At 71.9% G+C, this 26,515-nt stretch carries 19 protein-coding genes; 10 read left to right on the top strand and 9 right to left on the bottom strand.

Going from position 1 to position 26,515, the window contains the following annotated elements:
• Positions 1-46: 46 nt before the first annotated feature.
• The 3 genes from ACZ6SA_RS28820 to ACZ6SA_RS28810 all read left to right on the top strand — a co-directional run bounded on the left by ACZ6SA_RS28820 (position 47) and on the right by ACZ6SA_RS28810 (position 3,607).
• Complete coding sequence (locus ACZ6SA_RS28820) at positions 47-601, top strand: RNA polymerase sigma factor (RefSeq protein ID WP_465831605.1); 555 nt, start codon at positions 47-49, stop codon at positions 599-601.
• Positions 598-1,044: a hypothetical protein gene (locus ACZ6SA_RS28815; RefSeq protein ID WP_465831604.1), complete on the top strand. Its 447-nt coding sequence runs from the start codon at positions 598-600 to the stop codon at positions 1,042-1,044. The genes ACZ6SA_RS28820 and ACZ6SA_RS28815 overlap by 4 nt, the downstream gene beginning before the upstream one ends.
• A 61-nt stretch (positions 1,045-1,105) precedes the next feature.
• Positions 1,106-3,607 (top strand): CHAT domain-containing protein, encoded by a 2,502-nt coding sequence (locus tag ACZ6SA_RS28810; RefSeq protein ID WP_465831602.1) that lies wholly within the window; start codon positions 1,106-1,108, stop codon positions 3,605-3,607.
• Between the two features lie 198 nt (positions 3,608-3,805).
• Here the strand turns inward: ACZ6SA_RS28810 and ACZ6SA_RS28805 are convergent, their stop codons facing one another.
• From ACZ6SA_RS28805 to ACZ6SA_RS28790, 4 genes are all read right to left on the bottom strand, one after another.
• A complete protein-coding gene (locus tag ACZ6SA_RS28805) occupies positions 3,806-4,627 on the bottom strand; it encodes a sulfurtransferase (RefSeq protein ID WP_465831600.1) in 822 nt (273 codons plus the stop codon).
• Positions 4,624-5,730 (bottom strand): alkaline phosphatase family protein, encoded by a 1,107-nt coding sequence (locus tag ACZ6SA_RS28800; protein WP_465831598.1) that lies wholly within the window; start codon positions 5,728-5,730, stop codon positions 4,624-4,626. Before ACZ6SA_RS28800 ends, ACZ6SA_RS28805 begins: the two co-directional genes overlap by 4 nt.
• A 349-nt stretch (positions 5,731-6,079) precedes the next feature.
• Positions 6,080-6,670 (bottom strand): DUF5998 family protein, encoded by a 591-nt coding sequence (locus ACZ6SA_RS28795; protein WP_465831596.1) that lies wholly within the window; start codon positions 6,668-6,670, stop codon positions 6,080-6,082.
• A 114-nt stretch (positions 6,671-6,784) separates the two neighbouring features.
• Complete coding sequence (locus tag ACZ6SA_RS28790; protein WP_465831594.1) at positions 6,785-9,790, bottom strand: bifunctional acetate--CoA ligase family protein/GNAT family N-acetyltransferase; 3,006 nt, start codon at positions 9,788-9,790, stop codon at positions 6,785-6,787.
• Between the two features lie 169 nt (positions 9,791-9,959).
• On the opposite strand from ACZ6SA_RS28790, the gene ACZ6SA_RS28785 reads away from it, so the two are divergent.
• Complete coding sequence (locus tag ACZ6SA_RS28785; RefSeq protein WP_132603920.1) at positions 9,960-10,853, top strand: carbohydrate kinase family protein; 894 nt, start codon at positions 9,960-9,962, stop codon at positions 10,851-10,853.
• A gap of 128 nt (positions 10,854-10,981) precedes the next feature.
• On the top strand, positions 10,982-11,422 hold the full coding sequence (locus ACZ6SA_RS28780; RefSeq protein WP_465831591.1) for a cytidine deaminase family protein: 441 nt from the start codon (positions 10,982-10,984) through the stop codon (positions 11,420-11,422).
• 198 nt (positions 11,423-11,620) lie between these two features.
• Here ACZ6SA_RS28780 and ACZ6SA_RS28775 read toward each other — a convergent pair whose 3' ends face one another.
• Together ACZ6SA_RS28775 and ACZ6SA_RS28770 are read right to left on the bottom strand one after the other, a co-directional pair.
• Positions 11,621-13,738, bottom strand: a complete 2,118-nt coding sequence (locus ACZ6SA_RS28775; RefSeq protein WP_465831589.1) for a RecQ family ATP-dependent DNA helicase — start codon at positions 13,736-13,738, stop codon at positions 11,621-11,623.
• 94 nt (positions 13,739-13,832) lie between these two features.
• Positions 13,833-14,654 carry a TauD/TfdA dioxygenase family protein gene (locus ACZ6SA_RS28770; RefSeq protein ID WP_347646973.1) on the bottom strand — a complete coding sequence of 274 codons (822 nt, stop codon included), beginning with the start codon at positions 14,652-14,654 and terminating at the stop codon, positions 13,833-13,835.
• A 494-nt stretch (positions 14,655-15,148) separates the two neighbouring features.
• On the opposite strand from ACZ6SA_RS28770, the gene ACZ6SA_RS28765 reads away from it, so the two are divergent.
• Positions 15,149-17,644, top strand: coding sequence for a DNA gyrase/topoisomerase IV subunit A (locus ACZ6SA_RS28765; RefSeq protein WP_465831587.1), 2,496 nt, complete (start codon positions 15,149-15,151; stop codon positions 17,642-17,644).
• Between the two features lie 261 nt (positions 17,645-17,905).
• Positions 17,906-20,959 (top strand): glycoside hydrolase family 3 N-terminal domain-containing protein, encoded by a 3,054-nt coding sequence (locus ACZ6SA_RS28760; protein ID WP_465831585.1) that lies wholly within the window; start codon positions 17,906-17,908, stop codon positions 20,957-20,959.
• A gap of 163 nt (positions 20,960-21,122) precedes the next feature.
• Here ACZ6SA_RS28760 and ACZ6SA_RS28755 read toward each other — a convergent pair whose 3' ends face one another.
• A complete protein-coding gene (locus tag ACZ6SA_RS28755; RefSeq protein ID WP_465831583.1) occupies positions 21,123-21,494 on the bottom strand; it encodes a VOC family protein in 372 nt (123 codons plus the stop codon).
• Positions 21,495-21,548: 54 nt separating this feature from the next.
• Between ACZ6SA_RS28755 and ACZ6SA_RS28750 the strand changes: the two genes are divergently transcribed.
• A complete protein-coding gene (locus ACZ6SA_RS28750; RefSeq protein WP_347646977.1) occupies positions 21,549-22,112 on the top strand; it encodes a thioredoxin family protein in 564 nt (187 codons plus the stop codon).
• Positions 22,113-22,128: 16 nt separating this feature from the next.
• Here the strand turns inward: ACZ6SA_RS28750 and ACZ6SA_RS28745 are convergent, their stop codons facing one another.
• On the bottom strand, positions 22,129-22,380 hold the full coding sequence (locus ACZ6SA_RS28745; RefSeq protein WP_347646978.1) for a hypothetical protein: 252 nt from the start codon (positions 22,378-22,380) through the stop codon (positions 22,129-22,131).
• Positions 22,381-22,583: 203 nt separating this feature from the next.
• Between ACZ6SA_RS28745 and ACZ6SA_RS28740 the strand changes: the two genes are divergently transcribed.
• The gene (locus ACZ6SA_RS28740; protein ID WP_347646979.1) at positions 22,584-23,096 is read left to right on the top strand and encodes a beta-class carbonic anhydrase; all 513 of its coding nucleotides are present in this window, start codon (positions 22,584-22,586) and stop codon (positions 23,094-23,096) included.
• A gap of 735 nt (positions 23,097-23,831) precedes the next feature.
• Here the strand turns inward: ACZ6SA_RS28740 and ACZ6SA_RS28735 are convergent.
• Complete coding sequence (locus tag ACZ6SA_RS28735) at positions 23,832-25,922, bottom strand: DNA gyrase/topoisomerase IV subunit B (RefSeq protein ID WP_465831580.1); 2,091 nt, start codon at positions 25,920-25,922, stop codon at positions 23,832-23,834.
• Positions 25,923-26,146: 224 nt separating this feature from the next.
• On the opposite strand from ACZ6SA_RS28735, the gene ACZ6SA_RS28730 reads away from it, so the two are divergent.
• Positions 26,147-26,377, top strand: coding sequence for a DUF7455 domain-containing protein (locus ACZ6SA_RS28730; protein WP_132342023.1), 231 nt, complete (start codon positions 26,147-26,149; stop codon positions 26,375-26,377).
• Positions 26,378-26,515 lie beyond the last annotated feature (138 nt).

The raw sequence follows: 26,515 nt of genomic DNA, 5'->3' as shown, positions 1-26,515 counted from the left end.
ACGAAGAGGCATGACCGCCTCGGCGTGCCGCACGGAAGGAGGCCGCATGCCCGATCCACGTGAGCCGGCGGAGCTGGTCACAGCGGCGGCCGACGGCGACCGGACGGCGTGGGACGAGCTCGAGGCCAGATACGGGCCGCGGATGTGGGCGGTGGCCAGGGCGTCCGGGCTCAGCCCCGCCGACGCGGCGGACGCGGTCCAGGGATCCTGGCTGCGGCTGCTCCAGCACCTCCACACGCTCAGGGATCCGGCGAAGGTCGGCGGCTGGCTCATGACCACCGTGCGCCGCGAGGCTCACGCGTTCCTCCGCAAGCGTCATGACGTCACCCCCTTCGACCACGACATCCTCGCCCTCGAGGCCGTCGACGATCCCGACCCCGCCTCCGCCGTGCTGGAGGCCGACGGCAGGCGCCTGCTCTGGAAGCAGGTCTCCGCCCTGCACGAGCCCTGCCGCACGCTCATCCAGCTGGTCGCCATCGATCTGGGCAACCGGCAGATGGCCGCGCGGCTGGGCATGCCCGTGGGCAGCGTGGGCCCGACCAAGGCCCGCTGCCTGGAGAAACTGCGCACCCTGATCTCATCACAGGAGACGGCGCAATGATCAACGACGAGTACTTCCTGGCGGCCCTCCGGCTGGCCGCGGGAAGCGACCCCATCCCGAGCCAGGTGTCCGCCGCCGCACGCGACATCTACGGGCTGCGGGTCCCCCGCGCGGTGACCGCCACGCCCGCCGCACGCGCCGCGGGCCCCGACGTGCGCGACCCGGACGGCTGCCACCTGGTGCGCTTCGTCGCCGACGGCCTCACCTTCGACCTGGAGGTGACGGTGGGCGACGGGCTCATCGACGTCGCGGGCCAGGTGTGCCCCCACCCGGGCGAAGACGCCGTCATCGACGTGAAGACCCCGCACCTCACGCTGACCAGAAACCTCGCCCACAACGGCAACTTCGCCGCGACGGGCCTGCCTCCTGGCTGGCTCAGCGTGGTGTGCCACCGACCCGGACGTGCCCCCGTACAAACCAGATGGGTGCGCATCCGGCCCTGACCCCGACCATCAGCCGGCAGGGGGAGCCGCGCCCCCGCCCGGCGCCAGACCAAGGCCTGCCATGAGTGCATACCCGGACTCATCAGGCGACCTCGATCCGCTCGTCAGGGCGGCCGAGGCCGCGATGCTGCGTTCCCTGGTGGATCCCGGCCACGCCCTGCGCGCGGGCCGCCTCGTGCTGGCGGCTGCCCGCCGTGTCGGCTCCGCCGAGGCCGCGGTCATGTCGCTCAGGGCGATGGCGCTGGCCGCCCGCGAGCTCGGCGACCTGGAAGCGGCCGAGCAGCACCTCCGCGAAGGCCTCGGCACCCCCGGCGCGCCGCAGGAGCGGCTCGCGCAGGTGAGGCTCTCCCTCGTCACCGTGCGCACCGAACGCGGGCACCCCCTGCAGGCACTGCGCGTGGCCGCCCTGGCCTGGGCCTATCTGCGCCCGCTCGACCGCGCCAAACTCGACACGCAGCGCGCGGTCGCCCTGGCCCACCTCGGCCGCCACCAGGAGGCCATCGCCTCCTGTGACCGTGCGCTACGCGCCCTGGTGACCGCGCCCGGCACCATCGACGACCGCAGGTTCCTGGCGGGCGGCCTGCTCAACCGCGGGCTCATCCACTCCTACCGCGGCGACTGGGACGCCGCGATGCGCGACCTGACCGCGTGCCTGAAGATCGCCCAGCACGCCGGGCTGCTGCACCTGTCCCGCCTGTCCGCCGCGAACCTGCCGTTCCTCGCGGTACGCCGGGGCGACATCGCCGGGGCGTTCAAGCACTACCGGGACGCCGAGGACACCCTGTTCGGCTTCCCCGAGCGGCTGGCCACGATGCGGGCGGACTTCGCCGGCGCCCTGCTGGCCGCCCACCTGCCCGGCGAGGCCAGGGCGATGCTGAGCCTTGCCGTACCCGACCTCGAAGCGTCGGGCGCCCAGGTGGCGCTGGCCGAGGCGCGGCTGAAACTGGCCCAGGTGGAGCTGCTCACCGGCGACCCGCACCAGGCCAGGCAGGTGGCCGAACAGGCCGCCGCCGAGCTGGCCGCCCAGGAACGGACCCGCTGGCTGCCACTGGCGCAGGAGGTCGTGCTGCGGTCACGGCTCGCGCTCGAACCCGTCACCCCAGCCCTCGTCGGGGAGCTGATCGCGTGCGCCGACGAGTTGGAGAACGGCTTCGCCCCGCAGGCAGGGGCGGCGCTGCGGCTCGTGGCGGCCGAGGCGGCACTCGCCGTGGACGACCACCCGACCGCCTCCGCGCAGCTCGCCCGGCTCACCCGGTACGCCGAACGGGGCGAACGATGGGTCCCGGCCGGCACCCGGCTCACCCCGCTGGGCTCGGAGCCGCAGTCCAGGCAGCTCGCCTCGCACATCCCGGGGCCGGTGCGCCAGCACGCGCTCGCGCTCGAAGCCGCGCTGCAGGAGGACAACACCGGCGCCTTCCGCGCGGTCCAGGACGGGTTGTCGGAGGTCAGCGAGCAGGTCGAGACGTTCGACGATCCGTCGCTGCGCGCCCACGCGGCCAGGGCCGGGGAGCGGCTGGCGGCCTTCGGGCTGGGGCTGGCGGTGCGCAACGGCGGCGTCGAGGAGGTGTTCGAGTGGAGCGAGCGCTGGCGGGCCGTCACCGCCCCCGCGCACGCCGGCTCGCCCGCCGATCCCGAGCGGGTGCGGGCGGAGCTGGGAGGGGGAACCCTGGTGGAGTACGTCACCCACGAGGAGTCGCTGCTGGCCGTACTGATCTCCGAGCGACGGGTGCTGCTCCGGCGGCTGGCCGACGTGCGGCAGGTCAAGGAGGCGATCGTCCGGCTGCGCTACTCGCTGCGCCGCCAGGCCGGCCCCGGCGACGTCGAAGCCGCTGCCGTCGACGTCGAACGGCTGGTGCTGCGGCCGCTCCTCGCCGAGCTGGGCAACGGGCCGCTCGTGGCGGTGCCCGTGGGCGCGCTGCACACGCTGCCGTGGGGCGCGCTGCCGTGCCTGCGGGAGCGCCCGGTGAGCGTGGCCGCCAGCGCGGCCGCCTGGGTGCAGGCACTCGATCGGGTACGCCGCGACGGGCCCCCGGTGGTCGTGGCCGCCGCCGGGCCCGCGCTGGCGCACGCGCACGCCGAAGTGGCGCACGTCCTGTCCTGCCACCCGGGGGGACGCGAGTCGCCCGCGCGCACGGCCGACGTCCTGAAGGCACTCGAAGTCGCGGACGTGCTGCACCTCGCGGCGCACGGGGTGTTCCACTCGCGCAGCCCGCTGGTGTCCGGGATCACGCTGGAGGACGGGCCGCTCATGGCGTACGACCTGCTGGAGGCGCCCCGGTCGGCGGAGCTCGTGGTGCTCTCCGCGTGCAATTCGGGAATGTCGCGCGCACCCGTGGACGGGGCGCCGCTCGGCCTGCCGGGGGCGTTCCTGGCCAAGGGGTCGTCGTGCGTGGTGGCGGGGCTCGTACCGGTGCGGGACGAGGCGGCGCGGGCCGTCATGGGAGTGTTCCACGAGCTCGTGGCGGCGGGCCGGCCACCGGACGCGGCTCTGGCGTGCGCCGCTGCCAAGACGGGCGAGCACGCCTTCGTCTGCTTCGGCGCGGGCGACCGGGCGCTGTACTGACGGCGCGTCGCACGCCGGGCGCCGCCGCGGCGACGTGCTTCGCCGCGGCCTCGTACCGGTCTGGTCCCCGGGTGGCTGCGTGGTGGTGCGGCCGCGCGGCCACGCACCGATGCGGCCCGTTGCCGAGCCGCGGTGGGCGTGCGCGGTCGTGCGGTCCTCGGCCCGCGCGGCGCACCGTGGTGAGGTGTCGCTGGGTGGTCAGCCGGTCGCCACGGGTCTTGACGGGTCGGCGACCCACCCGGACCAGGAACCGACGTAGAGCGCGGCCCTGGGCAGGCCCGCCACTTCCAGCGCCAGCACCTCATGGGCGGCCGTCACGCCGGATCCGCAGTAGGCGCCCGTCTCCACCCTTTCGCTGATCCCGAGACCGGCGAAGCGGGCCCGCAGCGTGTCAGGGGCGAGGAACCTGCCGTCCGGCCCGACGTTCCCGGTCGTGGGCGCGTTGACAGCTCCAGGGATGTGACCCGCCACGGGATCGACCGGCTCTGCCTCGCCCCGGTAACGCTCGGCAGCCCGGGCGTCCAGCAGCACGCCGTGACCGGCCAGCGCGGCCGCCTCGTCGGCCGTCAGCATCGGCATCCCGCCCGGCCGCGCGGTGAAGTCGCCGTGGGCGAGCGGGTCCGGGGCCTCCTTCGTGGCCGGCAGCCCGGCCCCGGCCCACGCGGCGAGCCCGCCGTCGAGCACGCGGACGTCCTGGTGGCCGAAGTAGCGCAGCGCCCACCAGGCCCTGGCCGCCACCGTGGCGCCCACGTCGTCATAGACCACGACCGGCCGACGGTCGGACACGCCGAGGCGGCGCATGGCGTCCTGGAACGCGCCGGGATCCGGCAACGGGTGCCGGCCGCCGTCGCCGGGAGGCCCGGCGAGGTCGGTGTCGAGGTCGCAGTAGACGGCGCCCGGGATGTGCCCTTCGCGGTAAAGCTCCACCCCCGGCGGGCCACCGAGCCGCCAGCGGACGTCGAGCACCGTCACGCCGTCGAGCGCGGCGAGATCGGCGGGTGTGATGAGCGGGCTCGTCACGTGCGTACCTCCAGGAGCGGGACGTTCTGCTCGGCCGCCGTCAGCGAACCGTGGTAGCCGGTGAAGACGGCCTCGACCGGATGGTTCGTCGGGGCGGTGATGGCCAGGTCGGTGTAGGGGACGGCCACGACGTCGCCGATGCGCTCCAGCCAGGCGTCACGCACGCGGGGCCCGAACCAGCCCGACTCGACCGCCTCCTCCCTGGAGGCTACCCAGGCCTTCCCCGCGAAGACCTCGCGCCACGCCTCCAGCACCTGATCGCCCGCACCCGGCTCGGCATAGACGTGCCTGGCCCTGGCCTCGCCACCGAGCAGCGCCACTCCCCGCGTCAGCTCGGGGACGCTCTCGGCATCGACCTTCTCGCCGACGTTGACCATGCCGTGGTCGGCGGTGACGTAGAGGGCGGACCCGGGCGGCAGCCCCTCGGCGATCCGCTGGGCCATGCCGTCGACCACGCCGAGCTGCCGCAGCCACTCCTCGCTGCCCCAGCCCGTCATGTGGCCGGCCGCGTCGAGGTCTCCGTAGTAGACGGTGACGTGGGCGGGGCGCCGCCGCATCGCCTCGTGCACGCGGGCGACGCGCTCGTCGGCGGTCTCGGCGGCCACGTAGCGCACGCCACGGTAGACGGCCCTGGTCAGGCCCGTGCCCTCGAACTGCGCGGGCGCGACATAGACGGAGTCGATGCCGGCCAGAGTGGCGCGCTCGTAGACGGTCTCGGCGGGCTGCCACTCGTCCGGGTCCATCACGTGGCCGCCGGGCAGCGTCCAGCGCAGGCAGTTGAACAGGTGGCCGGCGCCCGGCACGGCCAGCATCAGCCCGAGCATGCCGTGCTCGCCCGGCGTCAGGCCCGTGCCCAGCGAGCACAGGCTCGTCACGGTCGTGGCGGGAAAACCCGCGTTGAGCGTCCTGCTCCGCAGGCCGGCCAGGAACGGGGCGGCGTCGGCGTGGGCGCGCAGCAACTCGGCTCCCAGACCGTCCACCAGGAACAGGCAGACGCGCTCGGCGGGCTCTATGGCGAGCGCGTTGGGCGCGCGCATGCCCAATGCGGCCAGCAACGAATCCGGCAGATCCGTCAGCGCCCCTCCGCCATACCCCGGCACCATGCGCACAGCCTAACCGCCGCTCGCTGTCTGCCGGCCGGCGCTGGAACTGGCTTGCATCCGTTACGGCAAAGCCGGCCTGCCCGCACGCGCCGACGTTGCTTCACGTCCGTCATGGCCGGTCGTGAAGGCTCACGCGGTGCTCGCCGTGACGAGCGTCTTCTGGGCCGTGTTCTACGCCGAGCCGTCTACCGGTGATTCCAGTCTCTCGCTGTGCAGGCCGGGGTTTCCCTGGCGGGCGGTGTCGCCTGGTGGGCGTCTTCCGGCGGTGTTCAGCCGGGATCCGGGGGTGTGGGGCGAAAAGGGCGGGCGCGCCGGCGTCGAGGGTGGGCCGGTGCGGGGCCGGGAGAGGTCAGGCGGCGGCGTGGGCCGTGGCTTCGGAGAGGGACTTCGCGAACGCCAGGACGTGGTTGACCGCCTCGGGCCCGTCGGCCGCCTCGCTGACCCGGAGCGAGAGGTCGTCGGCGGTGATGGCGCCGGTGTAGCCGTGGTCGGCCTCGCAGTTTTCGTCGCCGCAGGTGGCCGGCTCCAGATCGACGTGGGAGATGGCGCCCCAGCCGATCGTGAGGGTCACTTCCGTGGGCGGGACACCGGGCGCGTAGGCGGCGGGGTCGGGCACCACCCGGGTGACGGCGACCGACTGGACGCGGCTCAGGCGCACGGCCTCCGTGGTGGTGGAGGCGTGGGACGCGGAGACACCCTCCACCGCCGGGTGCTCGTCGGTGTGGCAGACCAGCAGCCGCGTCGTCGTCAGCACCAGGACCGTGACGTGCCTGCGCACCTCCATGGCAGGATCGAAGGTCGCCTCGTGGTGCACCACGAACGCGGTCACGACCTCCTTGCCCAGCGCGGATTCGACCGCGTCGGTGACGAGGTCGGGATAATAGCCGCTGCGCTCGATCGCTTCGCGCAGGCCCGCGGCGGAGACTCGGGTTTCCCTCATGGGTCCATCCTGCCAGGACCGGGCAGTGCACTCACCCGCCGGATATAACGCTCTATAACGGTCTGTGTACAGGTAACACCGAGCACTCTGTTCCCTGCATTCGCTCAAGGCGCATCAGGAGAGCCGGCGCGGGCCACCGTCCAGACGCGGGCCCGCCGGTGTGCGCAGGGTGGCGCGGGCGCCGAGGATCATGACATCCGACTCCCCCACGAGCACCTGGTCGAGGTCCAGCCGGGCCAGCTCCGGCAGGTCACCGGCCAGGCGGCCGACGCGTACGAGCAGATCCTCCAGGGCGCCGACGGCCACGGGCGGGTAGCCGTACTCGCCGAACAGGAGCGGAGCCGCGCGTACGGAGCGCACCAGCGCGGCGGCGTCCTCGCCGGTCAGCGGCGCCAGGCGGAAACCCTGGTCCTGCAGCAGCCGGGCGGTCACCTCGCCCAGCCCGAATGACACGACCGGCCCGAAGGCGGGGTCCTCGATGACGCCCACGACGGTCGGCACGGCTGGCTGCGGAGCCATCCGCTGGACCGCGAGCTCCGCTCCTTCGCCCAGTTGCACGGCGAACTCCGTGTAGGCGTTGCGGACCATCTCCGGCCCCGTCAACCCCAGGCGCACCGTCCCGGCTCTGCGTGAGGCGCCCGGGTCGGCGACCTTGACCACCACGGGCCAGCCCAGCTGCTCGGCCGCCGCCACCGCCTCATCGGCGGAACGCACCAGCTCGGCCCGCCACACGGTCAGGCCGTAGCAGGACAGAAGTTCGGTGGGGTCGATCTCGACCGGCGGCCCCGGCTCGGCGAACACACCCGACGAGCCGAGCCGCCCGGCGTCCGGCCCTCCGCCCGGCGTCCCGGACGGCATTCCGGACTGTGTTCCAGCCGGTGTCCCCGTTGGGGTCCCAGCCGGTGTCTCGGCCGGCGCTCCGGACGCCGCACCGGACGCCGCACCGGCCGACGTGGCGGCCGACGTGGCGGCCATCTCACCCGGCGGCTCACCGGGCGACGTGACGGCGGCCTCACCGGACGAGCCACCGGACGGCCCGGTGGTCGCCGTACCTGGCGATCCGTCGGGCGAGGCGGCGACCGCCTCTCCCCGCGAGGCACCAGTGGTCCTCTCGTCCGCTGCCGCGGTGGGGGCCGTGTCTCGCGATGTGGTCGCCTCTCCGGCGAGGGCGGCGGCCAGGGCGGTTCGGGCCAGGGATCGGGCGCGGGTGGTGTCGATGCCGTCGAGTTCCGGTGGCGGCACCGCCGGATGCGCCCGCCACCTCGCGTACCGCACCACGTGCGCCAGCGCCCTCACTGCCTCCTCGGGCGCCGCGTAAGAGGGGATGGAGCACCTCCCGGGCGTCGCGGAGCCGGTCCCGACACGCAGCGCCGGATGCATGCCCAGATGACCGTGGAACGTGGTCACCACCGGCTTGGCGACGTCCTTGGAGACGCGCAGCAGCTCGGCGGCCACCTCGTCGGACGCGCCGGGGATGGGCGGCATGTGGATCACGACGGCGGCGTCGACGTCGGTGGAGGACAACTCGCCGGCCAGCGCCGTGCCGAACTCCGAGGGGCCCGCGCCGGGACCGAGGTTGACCGGCGGGCGGGGCTCGAGGCCCGCGGCGAGGCAGGCGTCGGCGGCGAGCAGGCCGAGCGCGTCGGAGTTGGTCACGAGCGCGACTTTGGGCCCGGCGGGCAGCGGCTGGTACGCCAGCACCTGCCCCACGTCGAACAGCTGGATGAGATCGTCCACCCTGATGAGGCCCGCCTGCTCGAACAGGGAGCTGATCGCCGAGTCGGGCAGCCCGAGCTCTTCCGCCGAGTGCCCCGCGGGGGTGCCGCCGCTCTTGACCACCACGATGGGCTTGCGGCGGGCGATGCGCCGGGCCAGCCGGGTGAACTTGCGCGGATTGCCGAGCGACTCCAGGTAGAGCAGGATCACATCGGTGGAGTCGTCTTCCTCCCAATACTGCAGCAGGTCGTTGCCGGACACGTCAGCCCGGTTGCCCGCGGAGACGAACGACGAGATGCCCATGCCACGCTGCGCCACCCGCTGGAGCAGCGCGGTGCCGAGCGCGCCCGACTGGCTGAAGAACCCCACCTTGCCCCGGCCGGGCACGGTGGGGGCGAGGGTGGCGTTGAGCTTGACGGCCGGGTCGGTGTTGGCGATGCCGAGGCAGTTGGGGCCGACGACGCGCAGGCCGTAGGAACGGGCGATCCTGGCGAGCTCGTCCTGCCTGGCCCGGCCCCGCGCGCCCGTCTCGCCGAACCCCGACGAGACCACGACCAGCCCGTGCACGCCCTTCTCCGCGCACTCCTTGACCACGTCGAGCACGCTCTCGGCAGGCACGGCCACCACGGCCAGGTCGACCTCGTCGTCGATCGCCGTCACGCTCGGATAGGCGCGTACGCCGTGCACGGCACGCACCTCGCGGTGCACGGGGTAGACGGGGCCGGTGAAGCCGGCGGCCAGGAGGTTGCGCAGGACGCTCTGACCGACGCCTCCGGGCTCGCGCGAGGCTCCGATGACCGCGACGGAGCCGGGGGTGAGCAGCCGGGCGATGGACCTGGCCTCGGCGCGGTGCTCGCGGGCGGCCCTCACCTCGGCTGAGGTGTCGGTGGGGGTGAGGTCGAGCGTCATGCGTACGACGCCGTCGGCGAACTGGCTCTGGGCCGTGTAGCCCGCCTGCCGCAGCAGGCCCGTCATCCGCATGTTGGCGGGCAGGACGTCGGCGACGAAGCGCTCGATGCCGCGCTCGCGGGCCGTGGCCGCCAGGTGCTCCAGGAGCACGGAGGCCACTCCCCTGCCCTGGTGCGCGTCCTCGACGAGGAAGGCGACCTCGGCTTCGCCGGGACCGGTGCGGTCGTAGCGGATCACGGCGACCATCTCGTCGCCGATGGTGGCGATCAGCGCGACCCTGGTGACGTAGTCGACGTTCGTGAAGCGGGCGACTTCCTTGTCGGACAGCCGCGGCCGGGGCCCGAAGAAGCGAAAATAGATCGACTCGTCGGACAGACGGGAGTAGAAGGAACGGAGACGATCGGCGTCGGCGGGCCTGATCGGCCTGACGTGTGCGGTGCCGCCGTCGGCCAGGACGACATCCGCCTCCCAGTGAGCCGGATACTGTTCCTCCACAGTCCTGAGCGTAAACCCGCGTCCCACATGCCAAGACCCGGGGCCCCAGTTGGGCAACGCTTGTGCATCGACTGCTGCCCTGTGTGATGGGTCCGTCCCACGAGCAGCCCGGAAGCTGTTAGTTTTGCCGTGGCCAGGCTCGTTCCGAAGGCAGCAAGGTGGTGACATCATGACGCGGGTCGTCGTGGTGGGCGATCTCATGACCGACGCGGTCGCGCGCGCCCGTTATGCGCTCGCCAGGGCGAGCGACACCCCGGCGATCGTGACGATGCACGGCGGGGGCTCGGGGGCGAACATCGCCTCGTGGCTGGCCGTCGAGGGCGCCGAGGTGGCCTACATCGGCCGCAGGGGCGCCGACATCACGGGGCGCAACCGCGACATGGAGCTGATGGGCTACGGCGTCGACGCCCGGCTCGTCATGGACCCTGAGCGGCCCACCGGCACCTGCGTGGTGCTCGTGACGCACAAGGGCGAGCGCACCATGTTGTCCGACCCTGGCGCCAACGCGGCGCTGTCGCCGGAAGACCTGCCGCGCGATCTGTTCGGCCAGGGCACCCATCTGCATCTGTCCGGCTACACGTTGATCAACGAGGGTTCGCGCGACGCCGGTCTCGCGGCGCTCGACATGGCCAGGCGCACCGGCATGTCGATCTCGGTCGACTGCGCCTCGTCCGCGCCGCTGGAGCGCACGGGCGCCGAGCCGTTCCTCGAGTGGACCAACGGCGCCAAGCTGCTGTTCGCCAACATCGACCAGGCCAAGGTCCTGACAGGCCGCGACGAGCCCGAGGCCGCCGCCAAGGTGCTGACCGCGTGGTTCCCGCAGGTCGTGATCAAGATGAGCGCCGAGGGCGCGCTGTGGTATACCAACGGCCGCCCCGATCCGGTCAGGGTCGCCGCCGAGCCGGTCGACAAGATCGTCGACGGCACCGGTGCGGGTGACGCGTTCTCCGCCGGGTTCCTGCCGCCGTGGCTTGAGGGCAAGCCGCCTGCGGAGGCGCTGGCGTCGGGGTGCCGCCTGGCGGCCAAGGCCATCATGCACCTGGGTGCGCGTCCCCCGTTCTAGTGCCCGACCAGCACGTTCACGCGACGCCGGACGCCCAGGACGAACACGGGCGGGCCGGCGGATCGGGCAATCGAAGCCGACAGGACACGGCCTGCCGTTCTCGCCCCGTCGAGCGTATGAAGGCAGAGATGACGACCGCAGAGCTCGACCACGTCGACCGTGAACTGATCCGGGCCGCGGCACAGGTCGCTGCCACCCGCTGCCGGGGCGACAACCACACCATGGCGGCCGCGGCCCGCGACCACGACGGCCGGATCGTCACGGCGGTGAACGCCTACCACTTCACCGGCGGCCCCTGCGCGGAGCTGGTCCTCATCGGCGCGGCCGCCGCGCAGGGCGTCTACGAGCTGGACACCATCGTCGCGGTGGGCGACCGCGACCGGGGCGTCGTGCCGCCGTGCGGCCGTTGCCGCCAGGTCCTGCTCGACTACTTCCCCGCCCTCAAGGTCATCGTCGGCGCACGCGACGGACTCCGTACGGTCTCCATCGCCGATCTGCTTCCCGACAGCTACGTCTGGGCGGACCACCGGCTCGACGCCGAGGTGGACGCACCTCCTGGCACGCGCTGATCACAGGGTTGCCTGACGCCGCGCCGGCCTGAGCGCTCAGCCCGGTCCATGGGCGACTACGAACCGGTCACGGCGGGTCTCACCTGACCGGACGCGCCGGTCAGGACGCGCCGGTCAGGACGCGCCGGTCAGGACGCGCCGGTCAGGACGCGCCGGTCAGGACGCGCCGGTCAGGACGCGCCGGTCAGGACGTGGTGGTCAGGACGTGGTGGCCAGGGCGAGCGGGAGCACGGCGGGCGCCCCGGCGTGGCGCACCATGGCCGCGCCCAGCGTCATCGTCCACCCCGTGTCGACACGGTCGTCGATGAGCAGGACCGGGCCGCCGCACTGCGCGATCGCGGCGCCCACGTCCTTCGGCATGGCGAGCGTGCCCCTGATCGCCTGCACCCGTTTGGCGCTGTTGAACTGCTGCCCGGGCGAGCCCGCGCGGTAGCCCAGCTCCCCCAGGTAGGACAGCCGCCCGACCTGGGCCAGCCGTTCGGCGAACGTGCGCACCAGCTTGGGCCGCGTCGCGGACGGCACGCTGACCACGGCCACCGGGCGCTCGCGCCAGTCCCACGCGGACAACACCTTCACCACGGCCGCGAACATGTCGTCGGCCATCGGCCCGTCGCCGGCGCTGAACATCTCGCGCAGCCGGTTGCCCCACCCGATGTCGGTCAGCCGCCCCAGCGCCCTGCCGGGCTCGGCGCCCAGTTCGGGCTTGATCCGGCCAGACAGGTCGGGCAGCCCGGTGGGCCACTGCCTGCGGGCATCGATCTCGACACCGGGCCTGCTCAGGCGCTCGCGGGCGCCCTCGACGGCCTGCGCGCCGATCTCCGTCGAGCGGTGCGTGCCGGTGCAGTTGTCGCAGCGGCCGCACGGCGTGGCGGTCTCGTCGTCGAGGTGCCCGCGCAGGAACCGCTCCCGGCACTCCGAGGTGGTCAGGTAGCTGAGCATGGCGTCCTGCTCGGCCTTGCGTTCCGCGGCGATGCGGGCGTACCGCTCGGTGTCGTAGGCCCACGGCTGCCCGGTGGCCTCCCAGCCGCCCTTGACCCGGCGGACGGCGCCGTCGACGTCGAGGACCTTGAGCATCATCTCCAGCCGGCCCCGGCTCAGGTCGACGGCCGTTTCGAGCGCGGGGGTGGACATGACGCCGCGCTCCTCGAGGGTCTGGAGCGTGGTGCGTACGACGGGCTCGGGCGGGAAGGCCAGCGAGGCGAAATAGGCCCAGATGTCGCGGTCTTCCGTGCCGGGCAGCAGGATCACCTCGGCTCGTTCGACGCCGCGCCCGGCCCGGCCGACCTGCTGGTAGTAGGCGACGGGCGACTGCGGAGCCCCCACGTGCACCACGAACCCGAGATCGGGTTTGTCGAACCCCATCCCGAGCGCGCTCGTCGCCACCAGCGCCTTGATCTGGTTGCGGAGCAGCGCCTCCTCGGCCGCCAGCCGCTCGGCCGGTTCGGTCTGGCCGGAGTAGGCGGCCACCTCGAGCCCCTGCTCGCGCAGGTATCCGGCGATCTCGTGGGCGGCGGCCACGGTGAGGGTGTAGACGATGCCGGAGCCGGGCAGCTCGCGCAGCGTCTGGGCCAGCCAGGCCAGCCGCTGCTCGGCGGAGGGCAGGCGGACGACGCTCAGGTGCAGGCTCTCGCGTTCGAGCGGCCCGCGCAGGACGAGCGTGTCGTCGCCGCCCTCGGGCCGGAGCTCGGGAGGAAGGCTCAACTGCTCGGCCACGTCGCGGGTGACGCGGGCGTTGGCGGTGGCCGTGGTGGCGAGCACGGGGATGCCCGGCGGCAGGTCCCCGAACAATGTGGCCAGCCTGCGGTAGTCGGGCCTGAAGTCGTGGCCCCAGTCGGAGATGCAGTGGGCCTCGTCGACCACGACCAGCCCGGCGCTCTCGGCCAGCTCGGGCAGGACGTTGTCGCGGAAGTCGGGGTTGTTGAGCCGCTCGGGGCTGACCAGCAGCACGTCGACCATGCCGTCGGCGACCTGACCGTAGATCTCCTCCCACGCCTCGGGGTTCGCGGAGTTGATCGTGACGGCCCTGATGCCGGCCCGCTCGGCGGCGGCGATCTGGTTGCGCATGAGGGCCAGCAGCGGGGAGACGATGACGGTGGGGCCCTCGCCGAGCTCGCGCAGGAGCGCGGTGGCCACGAAATAGACGGCCGACTTGCCCCAGCCGGTGCGCTGCACGACGAGCACCCTGCGGCGGTCGATCACGAGCGCCTCTATGGCGGCCCACTGGTCGTCGCGGAGCACGGCGTGCTCGCCCGCCAGCGCCCGCAGCCGCGTCTCGGCCTCTTCCCGTAGCATCCCGACATCGGGGGCGTCAATCATGCCTCCCTTGTTACCAGCTCTCCCGGGCGCCGTGGTGAGCGAGGCCCGCAAAACCAGCATCTTTTACGGCATGCGCGGGCAGGTGCCGTGAGGGCTACGCGTCGGCGTGCTCCGGGAAGGCGTTGATGGTGACGCGGTGCATCCGGCGGCGTTCGGTGTAGTCGGCGACCGCGTAGTGCTGGGTGGGGCGGTTGTCCCAGAAGGCCAGCGTCCCGGGCCGCCACCGCAGCCGGAGCTGGAACTCGGGCGAGCGGATGTGGTCGATCAGGAAGGGCAGGAGCGCCTCGTTCTCCCGGTCGCTCAGCCCCACCAGGCGGGTCGTCGACGCGCGGTTGACGAAGAGGGCCTTGCGGCCGGTCTCGGCGTGCACGCGGACGACCGGGCGTTCGATCGGCGGCCACTTCGCCTGGATCTCGGCCAGGTCGAACGGGTGCCCCTTCGAGATGGCCTTCTTCATCGACATCGTGATGTCGTGCACGGCGGTCAGCTCGTCGCACAACCGCTGCAGCGACGGCGAGAGCGTCTCGTAGGCCAGGTACGTGTTGGCCCAGCACGTGTCGCCGCCCACGCTGGGCAACTGGACGCAGCGCAGCAGCGAGCCCATCGGCGGAGTGGGTTCGAAGGTGTTGTCGCTGTGCCACTCGTCGCCGCCTTCGCCCTTGGGCGAGGTCTGGTCGAGCACGTGGATGGGGCTGCCGGCGTCCTTCTTGAAGGCGGGATGGTTGAGCGTGCCGAAGTTGAGGGCGAACTGCAGGTGCTGCTCGTCGTCGATGTTCTGGTCGCGGAAGAACAGGACGAGATGCTTGAGCCAGCCCTCGCGCAGGGTCGTGACCTCTTCCGGGGAGAGCGGCTTGCGCAGATCGACCCCGGTGACCTCGGCGCCGATGTGCTTCGTCACGGGATGAAACTCGATCATGACGCCTCCGGAGACGACGGGACCCTCGTGTCCGGAACGTAACACCCAAGCAATTGCTTGGTCAAGAATGGCAGGACATCGAACATGTTTACGAGAAGTGGCGGGGGATCGCGTATCATCTTGACGCCGGCGACGCGCACACCGCACACTCCCCGGCAACCGGATCATCACCGAGGAGGCGTCTTGACGGCAGCGGCCCTCGCCCGCGCGGCCCCGCGTGCGGCCGGCGAAGGCATGAGCAACGCCATGGATACGTCACAGCGCGCCTGGCTCGTGCCATCATCTCCAGGGGAGAAAACGTCACACCCGCACCGGTCTCGTGCCCGCGCGCGCCTTCGGCCGCCGTCGCGCCGCGACCGGGAGAGCTTACGTCGACGCCCCACCCGCCGACCTGACGCCGCTCTGCCGGGCTGACGGTTACGGTTACCGCACAAGGACAGAAGGAGGATGCGCTTCCCCTCGGCGCGACGACCGAGGCAGCCGCGCAGCACAAGATGGCCCGACGCACGACTGCACCCCCACCTGAGGACTTCGAGGAGCGGATCGTCGACATCGACGTCTCCTCCGAGATGCGCACGAGCTACCTCGAATACGCCTACTCGGTGATCTACCAGCGCGCCCTGCCCGACGCCCGTGACGGCCTCAAGCCGGTGCAGCGGCGCATCCTCTACTCGATGAGCGAGATGGGCCTGCGCCCCGAGCGCGGCCACGTCAAGTCCTCGCGCGTCGTCGGCGACGTCATGGGCAAGCTGCATCCCCACGGCGACAGCGCCATCTACGACGCGCTCGTCCGGCTGGCGCAGCCGTTCTCCATGCGCCTGCCGCTCGTCGACGGCCACGGCAACTTCGGCTCCCCCGACGACTCACCCGCCGCCATGCGGTACACCGAGGCCAGGCTGGCCCCGGCGGCGATGCTCATGGTCGAGTCGCTCGACGAGGACACCGTCGACTTCAAGCCCAACTACGACGGCCAGGAGACCGAGCCCACGGTCATGCCGTCGGCTTTCCCCAACCTGCTGGTCAACGGCACGAGCGGCATCGCGGTCGGCATGGCCACCAACATGGCGCCGCACAACCTCACCGAGGTCGTGGCCGCCGCCCGCCACCTGATCAAGAAGCCGGAGGCGACGCTCGACGAGCTGATGAAGTTCGTGCCGGGGCCCGACCTGCCGACCGGCGGCTCGATCATCGGGCTGCAGGGGGTGCGCGACGCGTACGAGACGGGGCGTGGCACGTTCCGCATGCGCGCCACGTGCACGGTCGAGCAGATCACCCCGCGCCGCAAGGGCATCATCGTCACCGAGCTCCCCTACAACGTCGGCCCCGAACGCGTGGTCACCAAGATCAAAGAGCTGGTGACCAGTAAGAAGCTGCAGGGCATCGCCGACCTCAAAGACCTCACCGACCGGCACAAGGGCCTGCGCCTGGTCATCGAGATCAAAAACGGGTTCATCCCCGAGGCCGTGCTGGAGGAGCTCTACCGGCTGACGCCGATGGAGGAGACCTTCGGCATCAACAACGTCGCCCTCGTCGACGGCGAGCCCCGCACGCTCGGGCTGCGCGAGATGCTCCAGGTCTATGTCGACCACCGGCTCGAGGTCGTGCGCCGCAGGTCGGAGTTCCGGCGCCGTAAGCGCGAGGAGCGCCTGCACCTGGTCGACGGCCTCGTCATCGCGCTGCTCAACATCGACGAGGTCATCCAGGTCATCCGTTCCTCCGACGACTCCGCCCAGGCGCGCACCCGCCTGATGGACGTCTTCGAGCTGTCCGAGGTCCAGGCCGCCTACATCCTCGACACGCCCCTGCGCCGGCTGACCAGATACGACAAGCTGGAGCTCGACCGCGAGAAGCAGACCCTCAGCGACGAGATCGCCGCGCTGACCGAGATCCTCTCCTCCCCGGCCAAGCTCCGCCAGGTGGTCTCGGGCGAGCTGGCCGACGTGGCCAAGCGCTACGGCACGCCGCGCCGGACCGTCCTGCTGGAGGCGCCGGGCGTCGCCCGCACCCCCATCCAGTCGCTCCAGGTGGCCGACGACCCGTGCCTGGCGCTGCTGTCCTCGACCGGCCTGCTGGCCCGCACCTCCGACGCCTCGCCGCTGGCGGGCGAGGGCGACCGCACCGCGCACGACGTGCTCGTCTCCGTCGTCCGCACCTCCGTACGCGGTGAGGTGGGCGTGGTCACGTCGCACGGCCGGCTGATCCGCGTCCAGGTCGTCGACCTGCCGACACTGCCGCCGTCGGCCAACCCGCCGTCGTTGTCGGGCGGCCATCCCGTCTCCGAATACGTCTCGCTCGAGCCCGACGAGAAGGTCGTCGGCCTCGGCTCCCTCGACCCCGACAGCCCCGGCCTGGCCCTGGGCACGGCGCAGGGCGTGGTCAAACGGGTGGTGCCCGACTACCCCGCCAACCGCGACGACTTCGAGGTCATCACCCTGAAAGAGGGCGACCGCGTGGTGGGCGCCGTCGAGCTGGTGTCGGAGAGCCACGACCTGGTGTTCATCTCCTCCGACGCCCAGCTCCTGCGCTACTCCGCCACGCTGGTGCGCCCGCAGGGGCGTCCCGCGGGGGGCGTGGCGGGCATCCGCCTCGACGGTGACGCGCGGGCGATCTGGTTCGGCGCAGTCGACCCCGAGCGGCCCGGCCACGTGGTCACGATCGCCGGCTCCTCCACGGCGCTGCCCGGCACGCAGGTGGGCGGCGGCAAGGTGTCCGACTACGCGGAGTTCCCGGCGAAGGGCCGGGCCACGGGCGGCGTCCGGGCTCAGCGGTTCCTGAAGGGCGAGGACGAGCTCCTGCTGGCCTGGGCCGGCCCCGCTCCGGCCAAGGCGGTCTCCACGGTGGGCAAGCCGGTGCCGCTGCCGGAGGAGCTCGGCCGGCGCGACGGCTCGGGCGTCCGCCTCACGCACACGATCGGCGCCATCGGCGGCGCCATCGCCGCCGATCCCGCCGCCCTGTCCTCCGCCGACGGCGAAACACCCCTGGAGGAGTGACCGGGGCGCACGTTCACCGGCTCCGCCTGCGGTGGAAAGTGTCCCGGCACCGGCGACTCCGCACCTTGAGGTCCCGGCGATCACCCACGTGCCGGTGGCGCGGGGCTGGTCGGCGCGTGTGACGGCGTCGCCGGGTCCGGTCGCGTGCAGCGCCCGGCCCCGGTGGGCCGCGTCCTCATGGGCTGGGCGGGCTGATGTTATGAAACGCGCCTTACCTCCGATGGTCTGGGAGAGCGCTCTCTCCCCTCGACTGGAGGTACCGTGTTCCCATCCAGACCACCCTTATGGGCGGCGGCCCTGACCCTGACCGGCTCCCTGATCGTCGCCCCACACGCCGCGGCCGCCGCCGAACCGCTCACGGTCACCGACTTCGAGTCGGACGGCGTGCCCGCCGGCGTGTACGCCTGGGGCAACGACGCGGCCTCGACCCCGGCGCTCACCGTCGGGCCCGACACCACCCGGCCGGAGGCGCCCTCCACGAACCGGGCGCTCACCTCGGTCTACGACGTGAGCCAATGGGGCGGCTGGTCCCACGACCTGCCCGCCACCCAGGACTGGTCAGCGTACGAGGGGTTCTCCTTCTGGGTGGACGGCACCGGCTCGGGCCAGAAGATCTTCTTCGAGCTCAAGGACGGCGGCGGCGGTCCTGGCAACTCCGAGCTGTTCGAGTCGTCGTTCACCGATGACACGGCGGGCTGGCGGCAGGTGAGGGTGCCGTTCGAGAGCTTCACCCGCCGCGCCGACTACCAGCCCGGCGGAGCCCCGACCGACGGCGAGCTGGACCTGGTCGCCATGTGGGGTTACGGGATGCGCCTGCCCACCGCGCAGGGCACCCTGCGGTGGGACGAGGTGCAGGTGTACGGGACCGCTCCCCCGCGCCCGGTGCGGCTGTCCACGGACCGGCCCGTCTACCCGGTGGACGAGAAGGACAAGGTACGGGTCAGCGTCACGGTCACCACGGCCACCGGAGAGCCGCTCCCCTCCGACCTGGCCGTGGACTACCGGACAGGTACGGGCACCGCGACCCCCGGCGACGACTACACGCCGGCCGAGGGCACGCTGGCGTTCCCCGCGGGCACCGCCTCCGGTTCGGCGCGCACGTTCACCGTCGAGATCAGGAAGGACCGGCAGAGCGAGGTCGCGGAGACCATCCCGATCGAGCTGTCGGGCACGGGCACGCGGCCTCCGGCCGAGCCGCCGGTCATCGTCATCAACGCGCACGACCTGCCGTACCTGAACGCCCGCGAACCCGTCAAGGACCGCGTCTCCGACCTGCTGGGCAGGATGACGCTGGAGGAGAAGGTCGGCCAGATGACGCAGGCCGAGCGCGGCGCGCTGGCCAAGCAGAGCGACATCGCCACGTACCGGCTCGGCTCGCTCCTGTCCGGCGGCGGGTCGGCGCCCGCCAGGAACACGCCGGAGGGGTGGGCCGACATGATCGACGCCTTCCAGCTCCAGGCCCGGCAGACCCGCCTGCAGGTGCCGCTGATCTACGGCGTCGACGCGGTGCACGGGCACAACAACGTGGTCGGCGCGACGATCTTCCCCCACAACATCGGCCTGGGCGCCGCCCGCGACGCCGACCTCGCCGAGCAGGTGAGCAAGATCACTGCCAGGGAGGTCAGGGCCACCGGCATCCCGTGGAACTTCGCCCCGTGCCTGTGCGTCGCGCGCGACGACCGGTGGGGCCGGACGTACGAGTCGTTCGGCGAGGACCCCGCGCTGGTGACGCGGATGGCCACCGTCATCGACGGGCTGCAGGACAACGGGGTGCTGGCCACCGCCAAGCACTACGCCGGCGACGGCGGCACCGCGTACGGCTCGTCCTCCACCGGCGACTACACCATCGACCAGGGCGTCACCCTGACGAGTCGCGAGGAACTGGCGGCGATCCATCTGGCGCCGTTCCAGGAGGCGGTCAAGCGCGGCGTCGCCACCGTGATGCCGTCGTTCTCCAGCGTGGACTTCGGCGACGGGCCGCTCAAGATGCACGCCCACGACGAGCTGATCAACGGCACGCTCAAGGGCGAGCTCGGGTTCAAGGGTTTCGTGATCAGCGACTGGCAGGCCATCGACCAGATCCCCGGCGACTACCCGAGCGACGTGCGCACGTCGGTCAACGCGGGGCTCGACATGATCATGGTCCCGTACGCCTATCCCGAGTTCACCGCAGCGCTCAAGGCCGAGGTCGAGGCCGGTCGGGTGCCGATCGCGCGAGTGGACGACGCGGTCGCCAGGATCCTGACCCAGAAGTTCCGGCTGGGGCTGTTCGAACGCCCGTACGCCGACCGCTCCCGCCTCGGCGACGTCGGCTCGGCGGCGCACCGCGCGGTCGCCCGCACGGCCGCGGCCAGATCGCAGGTGCTGCTGAAGAACGAGGGCGGCCTGCTGCCGCTGCGGCGCGGCGTCAAGGTGTACGTGGCCGGCTCGAACGCCGACGACATCGGCAACCAGTCGGGCGGCTGGACGATCAGCTGGCAGGGTTCGTCCGGTCCGATCACCACCGGCACCACGATCCTGCAGGCCGTCCGGTCGCGTGCCGGATCCGTGACGTACTCGCGGGACGCCTCAGCCGGCCTGGCGGGGCACGACGTGGGCGTCGTGGTGGTGGGCGAGACCCCGTACGCCGAGGGCCAGGGCGACGTGGGCCGCGCGGGCCGCACGCTCGGTCTCTCCCCCGCCGACCGGGCCGCCGTCGACCGGGTGTGCGGGGCGATGAAGTGCGCCGTCCTGGTGGTCTCCGGGCGTCCGATGCTGCTCGGCGACCTGTCGGGCGTCGAATCCGTGGTCGCCTCGTGGCTGCCGGGGACCGAGGGCGACGGCGTGGCCGACACCCTGTTCGGTGCGGTGCCGTACACGGGGCGGCTGCCCTTCACCTGGTTCCGCTCGGTGGAGCAACTGCCGATCAACGTGGGCGACGCCGCCTACGATCCGCTGTTCCCGTACGGGTGGGGGTTGCGCACCGACCGCGCCCGCGAGCGGCTCAAGGGCGTACGACACGAACTCGCCCACGGCGACAGCCGGTCCAAGACGGCGGCCCTGCTGCTGGCGCCCGCCCTGTCGGGCCGCCACTGGCACGCCGACGGCTCCGTCCGTGACACACGCGTGGTCCTGGGCACGCTCGAAGCGGCCGCGGCGCTGCTCGAACGTTCGCGGAGCGTCCCGTACGCCACGGCGGACACGCTCGTCTCGGTCGCCAGGGACGTCGCGCAGCGCGCCGGCAAGCGGCCAGACCTGCACGCCGCGGCCGACCACGAACTGGCGGCGGGCGCGTACAGGAAGGCGGTGGACCTGCTGGCCCGGTCGATCCGCTGACGCGGTGAGCATGAACGTCGTCTCCAGGCGCATCGCCCGGCGGTGATGGGGACTGGCCCCGGTGTGGGCGGGGTCAGTCCCCAACCCGGTCCCGGCGGCCCGGTCCGGTCCGGGGAGCAGTCCCCAGGGCCCGGGCCGGGGTCGCTGGACCGGGAGCCCGCGTTCAGCCGGCGCAGAGGCAGAACGGGTGCCCGGCCGGGTCGAGGAACACCCGGAATGCGCCGTCCTCGCTCGGCTGGTGCTCGTGTTTGCGCGCCCCGATCTTGACCGCCTGCGCCTCGGCCTCGTCCAGGTCGTCCACGGTGAGATCGAGGTGGAGTTGCTGGGGGTGCTGCGGGTCGGGCCAGGCCGGCGGCCGGTGGTCGGGGGCGAGCTGGAAGGCCAGCCGTCCGGACGACCCTCCGTCGGAGACCACCGCCCAGTCCTCCTCGACGGACGTGACCGGCCACCCGAGGAGGTGCGAGTAGAACTCCGCGAGTCCTTCGGGGTCGGGGCAGTCCAACACGATGCTCCGGAACCTCGCGATGCCGCTCATCGATTCACCTTCCCGGCCTGTTTTACCTGGCCGATCGGAGACAAGAATGTTGCCATGGCTGCCAACTCGTTCATGGTCCCGCTCGGCACTCCCGCGCCGGACTTCGACCTGACCGCCATCGACGGCGGGAGCGTCTCGCTGGAGGACCTCAGAGGCTCTCCCGCCACACTGGTGATCTTCCTGTCCAACCACTGCCCCTACGTTCGGCATATCGAGGACGGCATCGGAGCCCTGGCCGCCGGCTACGGCGCGAGACTGTCGGTCGTCGCCATCTCCAGCAACGACAGCGTGAACTACCCGGATGACGAACCGGCACACCTGGCGGAGCAGGCCGAGCGAGCCGGATTCACGTTCCCGTACCTGCTGGACGAGACGCAGGAGGTGGCCAAGGCCTACCGGGCGGCGTGCACGCCCGACTTCTTCCTGTACGACGCTCAGATGCGGCTCGCCTACCGGGGAGAGTTTGACGGCTCGCGGCCGGGCAACGCGGAACCGGTGACCGGCGCGTCCCTGCGGGCGGCCATCGACGCCGTGCTGGCGGGCGACCCGGTGCCGGAAGAACAACACCCGTCACTCGGGTGCGGCATCAAGTGGAAGCCGGGCAACGCACCCGCCTGATCGCCCGCGTGTCCCCTCAACCGGAGGCCGCGATGGCGGACGGGATCGCGAGCAGCAGTTCGTGCGGTTCGCCGCCCTCCCAGCGCCGGATCAGCCGGGTGCCCGCCTCCCCCGGGTCGAAGCCCTCGCAGCCCAGCGGCCCGTAGCAACCCGCCTCATCCAACATGATGATCAGCGGATCGTCGTCGGGGAGACCGGCCGCGTAGGCGGCGGTGTCGAGGAGCGCCAGCGCGCTCCTGGCGTTACGGCCACCGTCGTTCGACTCCACGCGGTCGAGGCGACGCCAGGCTTGAACGCGGAGAAACGCGGCAAGGGATTCGGACCTACTCACGAGCAACCTTCTTCGATCCCGTACATACGGCTACGACATCATCACGCAGAGCGATGGGTATTCGTGGGAGGTTTGCCAAGTCGGGCCATTCGTGACCCCCGGAGAGCATGAAATTCGGCGGGTGAGGGATATTTGTGGTCATGACAGCGTTCGACGACCTGTACGCCGCCAACGCGACGTTCGCCAAGGAGTTCGAGAACTCCACCCTCACCGGCCGGGCGGCCCGCGGGCTGGCCGTGGTGACCTGCATGGACTCCCGCATCGACCCGCTCGGGCTGCTGGGTCTCAAACCGGGCGACGCCAAGATCCTCCGCAACGCGGGCGCCCGGGTGACGGACGACGTACTGCGGACCCTGGTGCTGGCCGTCTACCTGCTGGGCGTCGATCGGGTGCTGGTGATGCCGCACACGGACTGCGGCATGTCCAAGGTGACGGACTCCGACGTGCACGCGCTCACCAGCGGGCAGGGAGTCGACACCCGCAGCCTCGAGTTTCACACCGTGCCCGACCAGGACGAGGCGCTGCGTCACGACCTCATGCGGATCCGCAGCACCCCGTTCCTGCCGAAGGACCTGCCGGTGACGGGCGCCATCTACGATGTCCACACCGGCCGGCTGACCCCGGCCCCGAGACAGGTGTCCGACGCGGCCTGACGTCCCGTCGGAGACGACCTGCCCGGCTCCCGGGTCTGCGCGGTGAACGCACGCACCGGCCGCCGAACCGCACGCTCGACCGACCGCCGAGACCTCCTCCGGCGGATCCGCCGCCCGGAGGAGCGGCGTCGCGGACACATGCCGCGGAGGAGTCGGCGTGCTGGAGGACCGCCAGGGCCTACCGCCAGGCAGGGACAAGCGGGTGGGCCAGAGGGCGGAGGCGAAACGCCGCTGCATCGCCCGGCGCGACCGCGACACCGGCGACCCTCGCCAACACCGGATCGTGAAGAGGGCGAACGTGGCCTGACGCCGCCCGTAGCCTGCGGCGCCCCGCCGCCGCCGGGTCGGCGCTGTCCGCCCGCACGGCGATCGCCCTCCGTCCCCGCCAGCTTGATCTGCTCGACCACTTCATCGGCACGCTGCTGGTTGTGCTGCAATGTCAGCGCGGCATCGGCACCTGCTTGGGCCAGGCGCTCGGGTACGCGGGCCCGCAGGAGCCTTGAGCCGGCCCTCATCGCCCGCGCACGCCTCTCTGCAGCCCCAACGGCCCCTGTCGCCACGCCACCGTCGAAACGACCTTGGGGCCCAGAGGGGGATCGTTTCGCCCTTCAGGGGCCGCTCCAGCGCCGCACACCGCAGGGCCAGGCATCTCCCGGGCATGCCTGGAAGACTCAGAAGGCTGAGCCCTGTGCGTCGCCGCGGAGGTGCTCCGGCGGTAGGCGGGGCCAGAGAGCGTCAGGCGTCGATGTGGTCGCGATCGACCTCGGCGGCGCTGTTGACGATGAACTCGCGGCGCGGCGCCACGTCGCTGCCCATCAGCAGGCTGAAGATGCCATCGGCGCCCTCGGCGTCCTCGATGCGGACCCGCCGCAGGATGCGGTGGCGGGGGTCCATCGTCGTCTCGGCCAGTTGGTCGGCGTCCATCTCGCCCAGGCCCTTGTAACGCTGCACCGGATCCTTCCAGCGCTTGCCGCGCCGCTCCAGATCGCGCAGCACCTTCTGCAACTCTCCGTCGGAGTAGCAGTAGATGTATTTCTCCTTGCCCCGGCCGGGGTTGGTCAGCTCGATGCGGTGCAGCGGCGGCACCGCGGCGAACACGCGCCCCGCCTCCACCATGGGCCGCATGTAGCGGTGGAAGAGGGTCAGCAGCAGGCAACGGATGTGGGCGCCGTCGACGTCGGCGTCGGCCATGAGGATGACCTTGCCGTAGCGGGCCGCCTCGATGTCGAACGAGCGCCCCGAGCCGGCCCCGACCACCTGGATGATGGCGGCGCACTCCGCGTTCTTGAGCATGTCGCTCACGGACGCCTTCTGCACGTTGAGGATCTTGCCCCTGATCGGCAGCAGCGCCTGGAACTCCGAGTCGCGGGCCAGCTTGGCCGTGCCCAGCGCCGAGTCGCCCTCGACGATGAACAACTCGCTGCGGTCGACGTCGTCGCTGCGGCAGTCGACCAGCTTCGCCGGGAGCGCGGAGCTTTCCAGCGCGCTCTTGCGCCGCTGGTTGTCGCGGTGCTCGCGGGCCGCGATGCGGGCCTTGGCCGCCGCGACGATCTTCTCCAGGACGGCCCTGAGAGGCTGCTTGTAGCCGCGCGGCGGGTTGGCGAACAGCTCTTTGAGCTCGCGGGAGACCACGTGGGAGACGATGCGGGTGGCCGCGGAGGTGCCGAGCACCTCCTTGGTCTGGCCCTCGAACTGGGGCTCGGGGACGCGCACGGTGACCACGCCGGTCAGGCCCTCGGAGATGTCGTCCTTGGTCACCGGATCGTCGCCGTTTTTCAGCAGGCGGGTCTCGCGCAGCACCTCGTTGACGGTGCGCACCAGCCCGCGCTCGAAACCGGTCAGGTGGGTGCCGCCCTTGGGCGTGGCGATGACGTTGACGAACGAGCGCACGGTCGACTCGTAGCCCTTGCCCCAGCGGACCGCCACGTCGACGAGGAGCTCGCGCTCCATCTGCGTGGGCGTCATGTGGCCCTGGTCGTCGAGGACCGGCACGGTCTCGTGGAAGTGGCCGGCGCCCTGCAGGCGCAGCACGTCGCAGACGGCCTCGTCGCGGGCCAGGAACTCGGTGAACTCGGAGATGCCGCCGTCGAAGCGGAACTCCTCCTCGATGCGCTCCTCGTGCCTGCTGTCATAGACCGCCAGGGTCAGCCCCGGCACCAGGAACGCGGTCTGGCGCAGCCGCACGTGGATCTCGTCGAGCGAGACCTCGGCGTCGGGCAGGAAGATCTGCTTGTCGGCCCAGAAGCGCACGCGCGTGCCGGTGACGTTCTTCGGCAGCTTGTCGCCGACGCGCAGCCCGGACTTCTTCTTGAACTTGGCCGTCGGCCCCTCACCGTCGAAGATGCCGGTGACGCCGCGGCGGAAGCTGATCTCGTGCACCCGGCCGTGGAGGTCGACCTCCACGTCGAGCCGCGAGGACAGGGCGTTGACCACGGAGGCGCCGACGCCGTGCAGACCGCCGGACGCGGCGTAGGCGCCGCCGCCGAACTTGCCGCCCGCGTGCAGCTTGGTATAGACCAGCTCAACTCCGGCCAGGCCGCTCTTGGGCTCGACGTCCACCGGGATGCCGCGGCCGTTGTCGCGCACCTCGATGGAGCCGTCGGCGTGGAGCTCGACCTCGATGCGGTCGCAGTGGCCCGCGAGCGCCTCGTCGACCCCGTTGTCCACGATCTCCCAGAGGCAGTGCATGAGCCCGCGGCTGTCGGTGGACCCGATATACATGCCGGGCCGCTTGCGAACGGCCTCGAGGCCCTCAAGCACCGACAGGTGACGAGCCGTGTAACCCGCCTCCACTAGCGTCACTCCAGCTCCCCTGGGTCTAGGCATCGAACACGTGTGCGTAGCTTACCGTTCTTCCCACACGCGCGCGTACAAGCTTGCCATGGAGCCGCGTTTCCTGTTACCAAGCGCCTGATCATCATTACTTCCGGACACATTCTGCTCTGGGCGTAGAGAGGGGGCGGTTGGGAACGTCCACGTCCGGTTAGATGTTGTTCCAAGTGACTGACGCCAGATCCTCGCTTCGGCGGGGGTGACCCGAAAGGCGATACGTGACTGGAGCTCTCGCCCCCGTTAAGCCGCTGACGGCCCTCGACCGCTGCGACCGCTGCGGTGCCCAGGCCTACATTCGCGCGACCCTGCCTGTGGGTGGGGAGCTGCTGTTCTGCGCCCATCATGGGCGTCAGCACATCGCAGCGCTGCGCGAAAAGGGCGCCGACATCCTGGACGAGTCGGCTCGCCTCAGCGAAACCCCAACTGTTGCCCCCAACGACGAGCGCTGACCGGCGCTGGTCGTGATGAGATAACCACATAGCGCGTAGCAGCGGGGGGGGGGGGGGGGGGGGGGGGGGGGGGGGGGGGGGGGGGGGGGGGGGGGGGGGGGGGGGGGAGGGGGGGGGCGGGGGGGGGGGGGGGGGGGT

It is taken from the genome of Nonomuraea sp. NPDC049378, assembly GCF_055586745.1.
The sequence above is the reverse complement of the archived record's forward strand: the minus strand, read 5'-3'. Positions and strand labels throughout refer to the sequence as shown.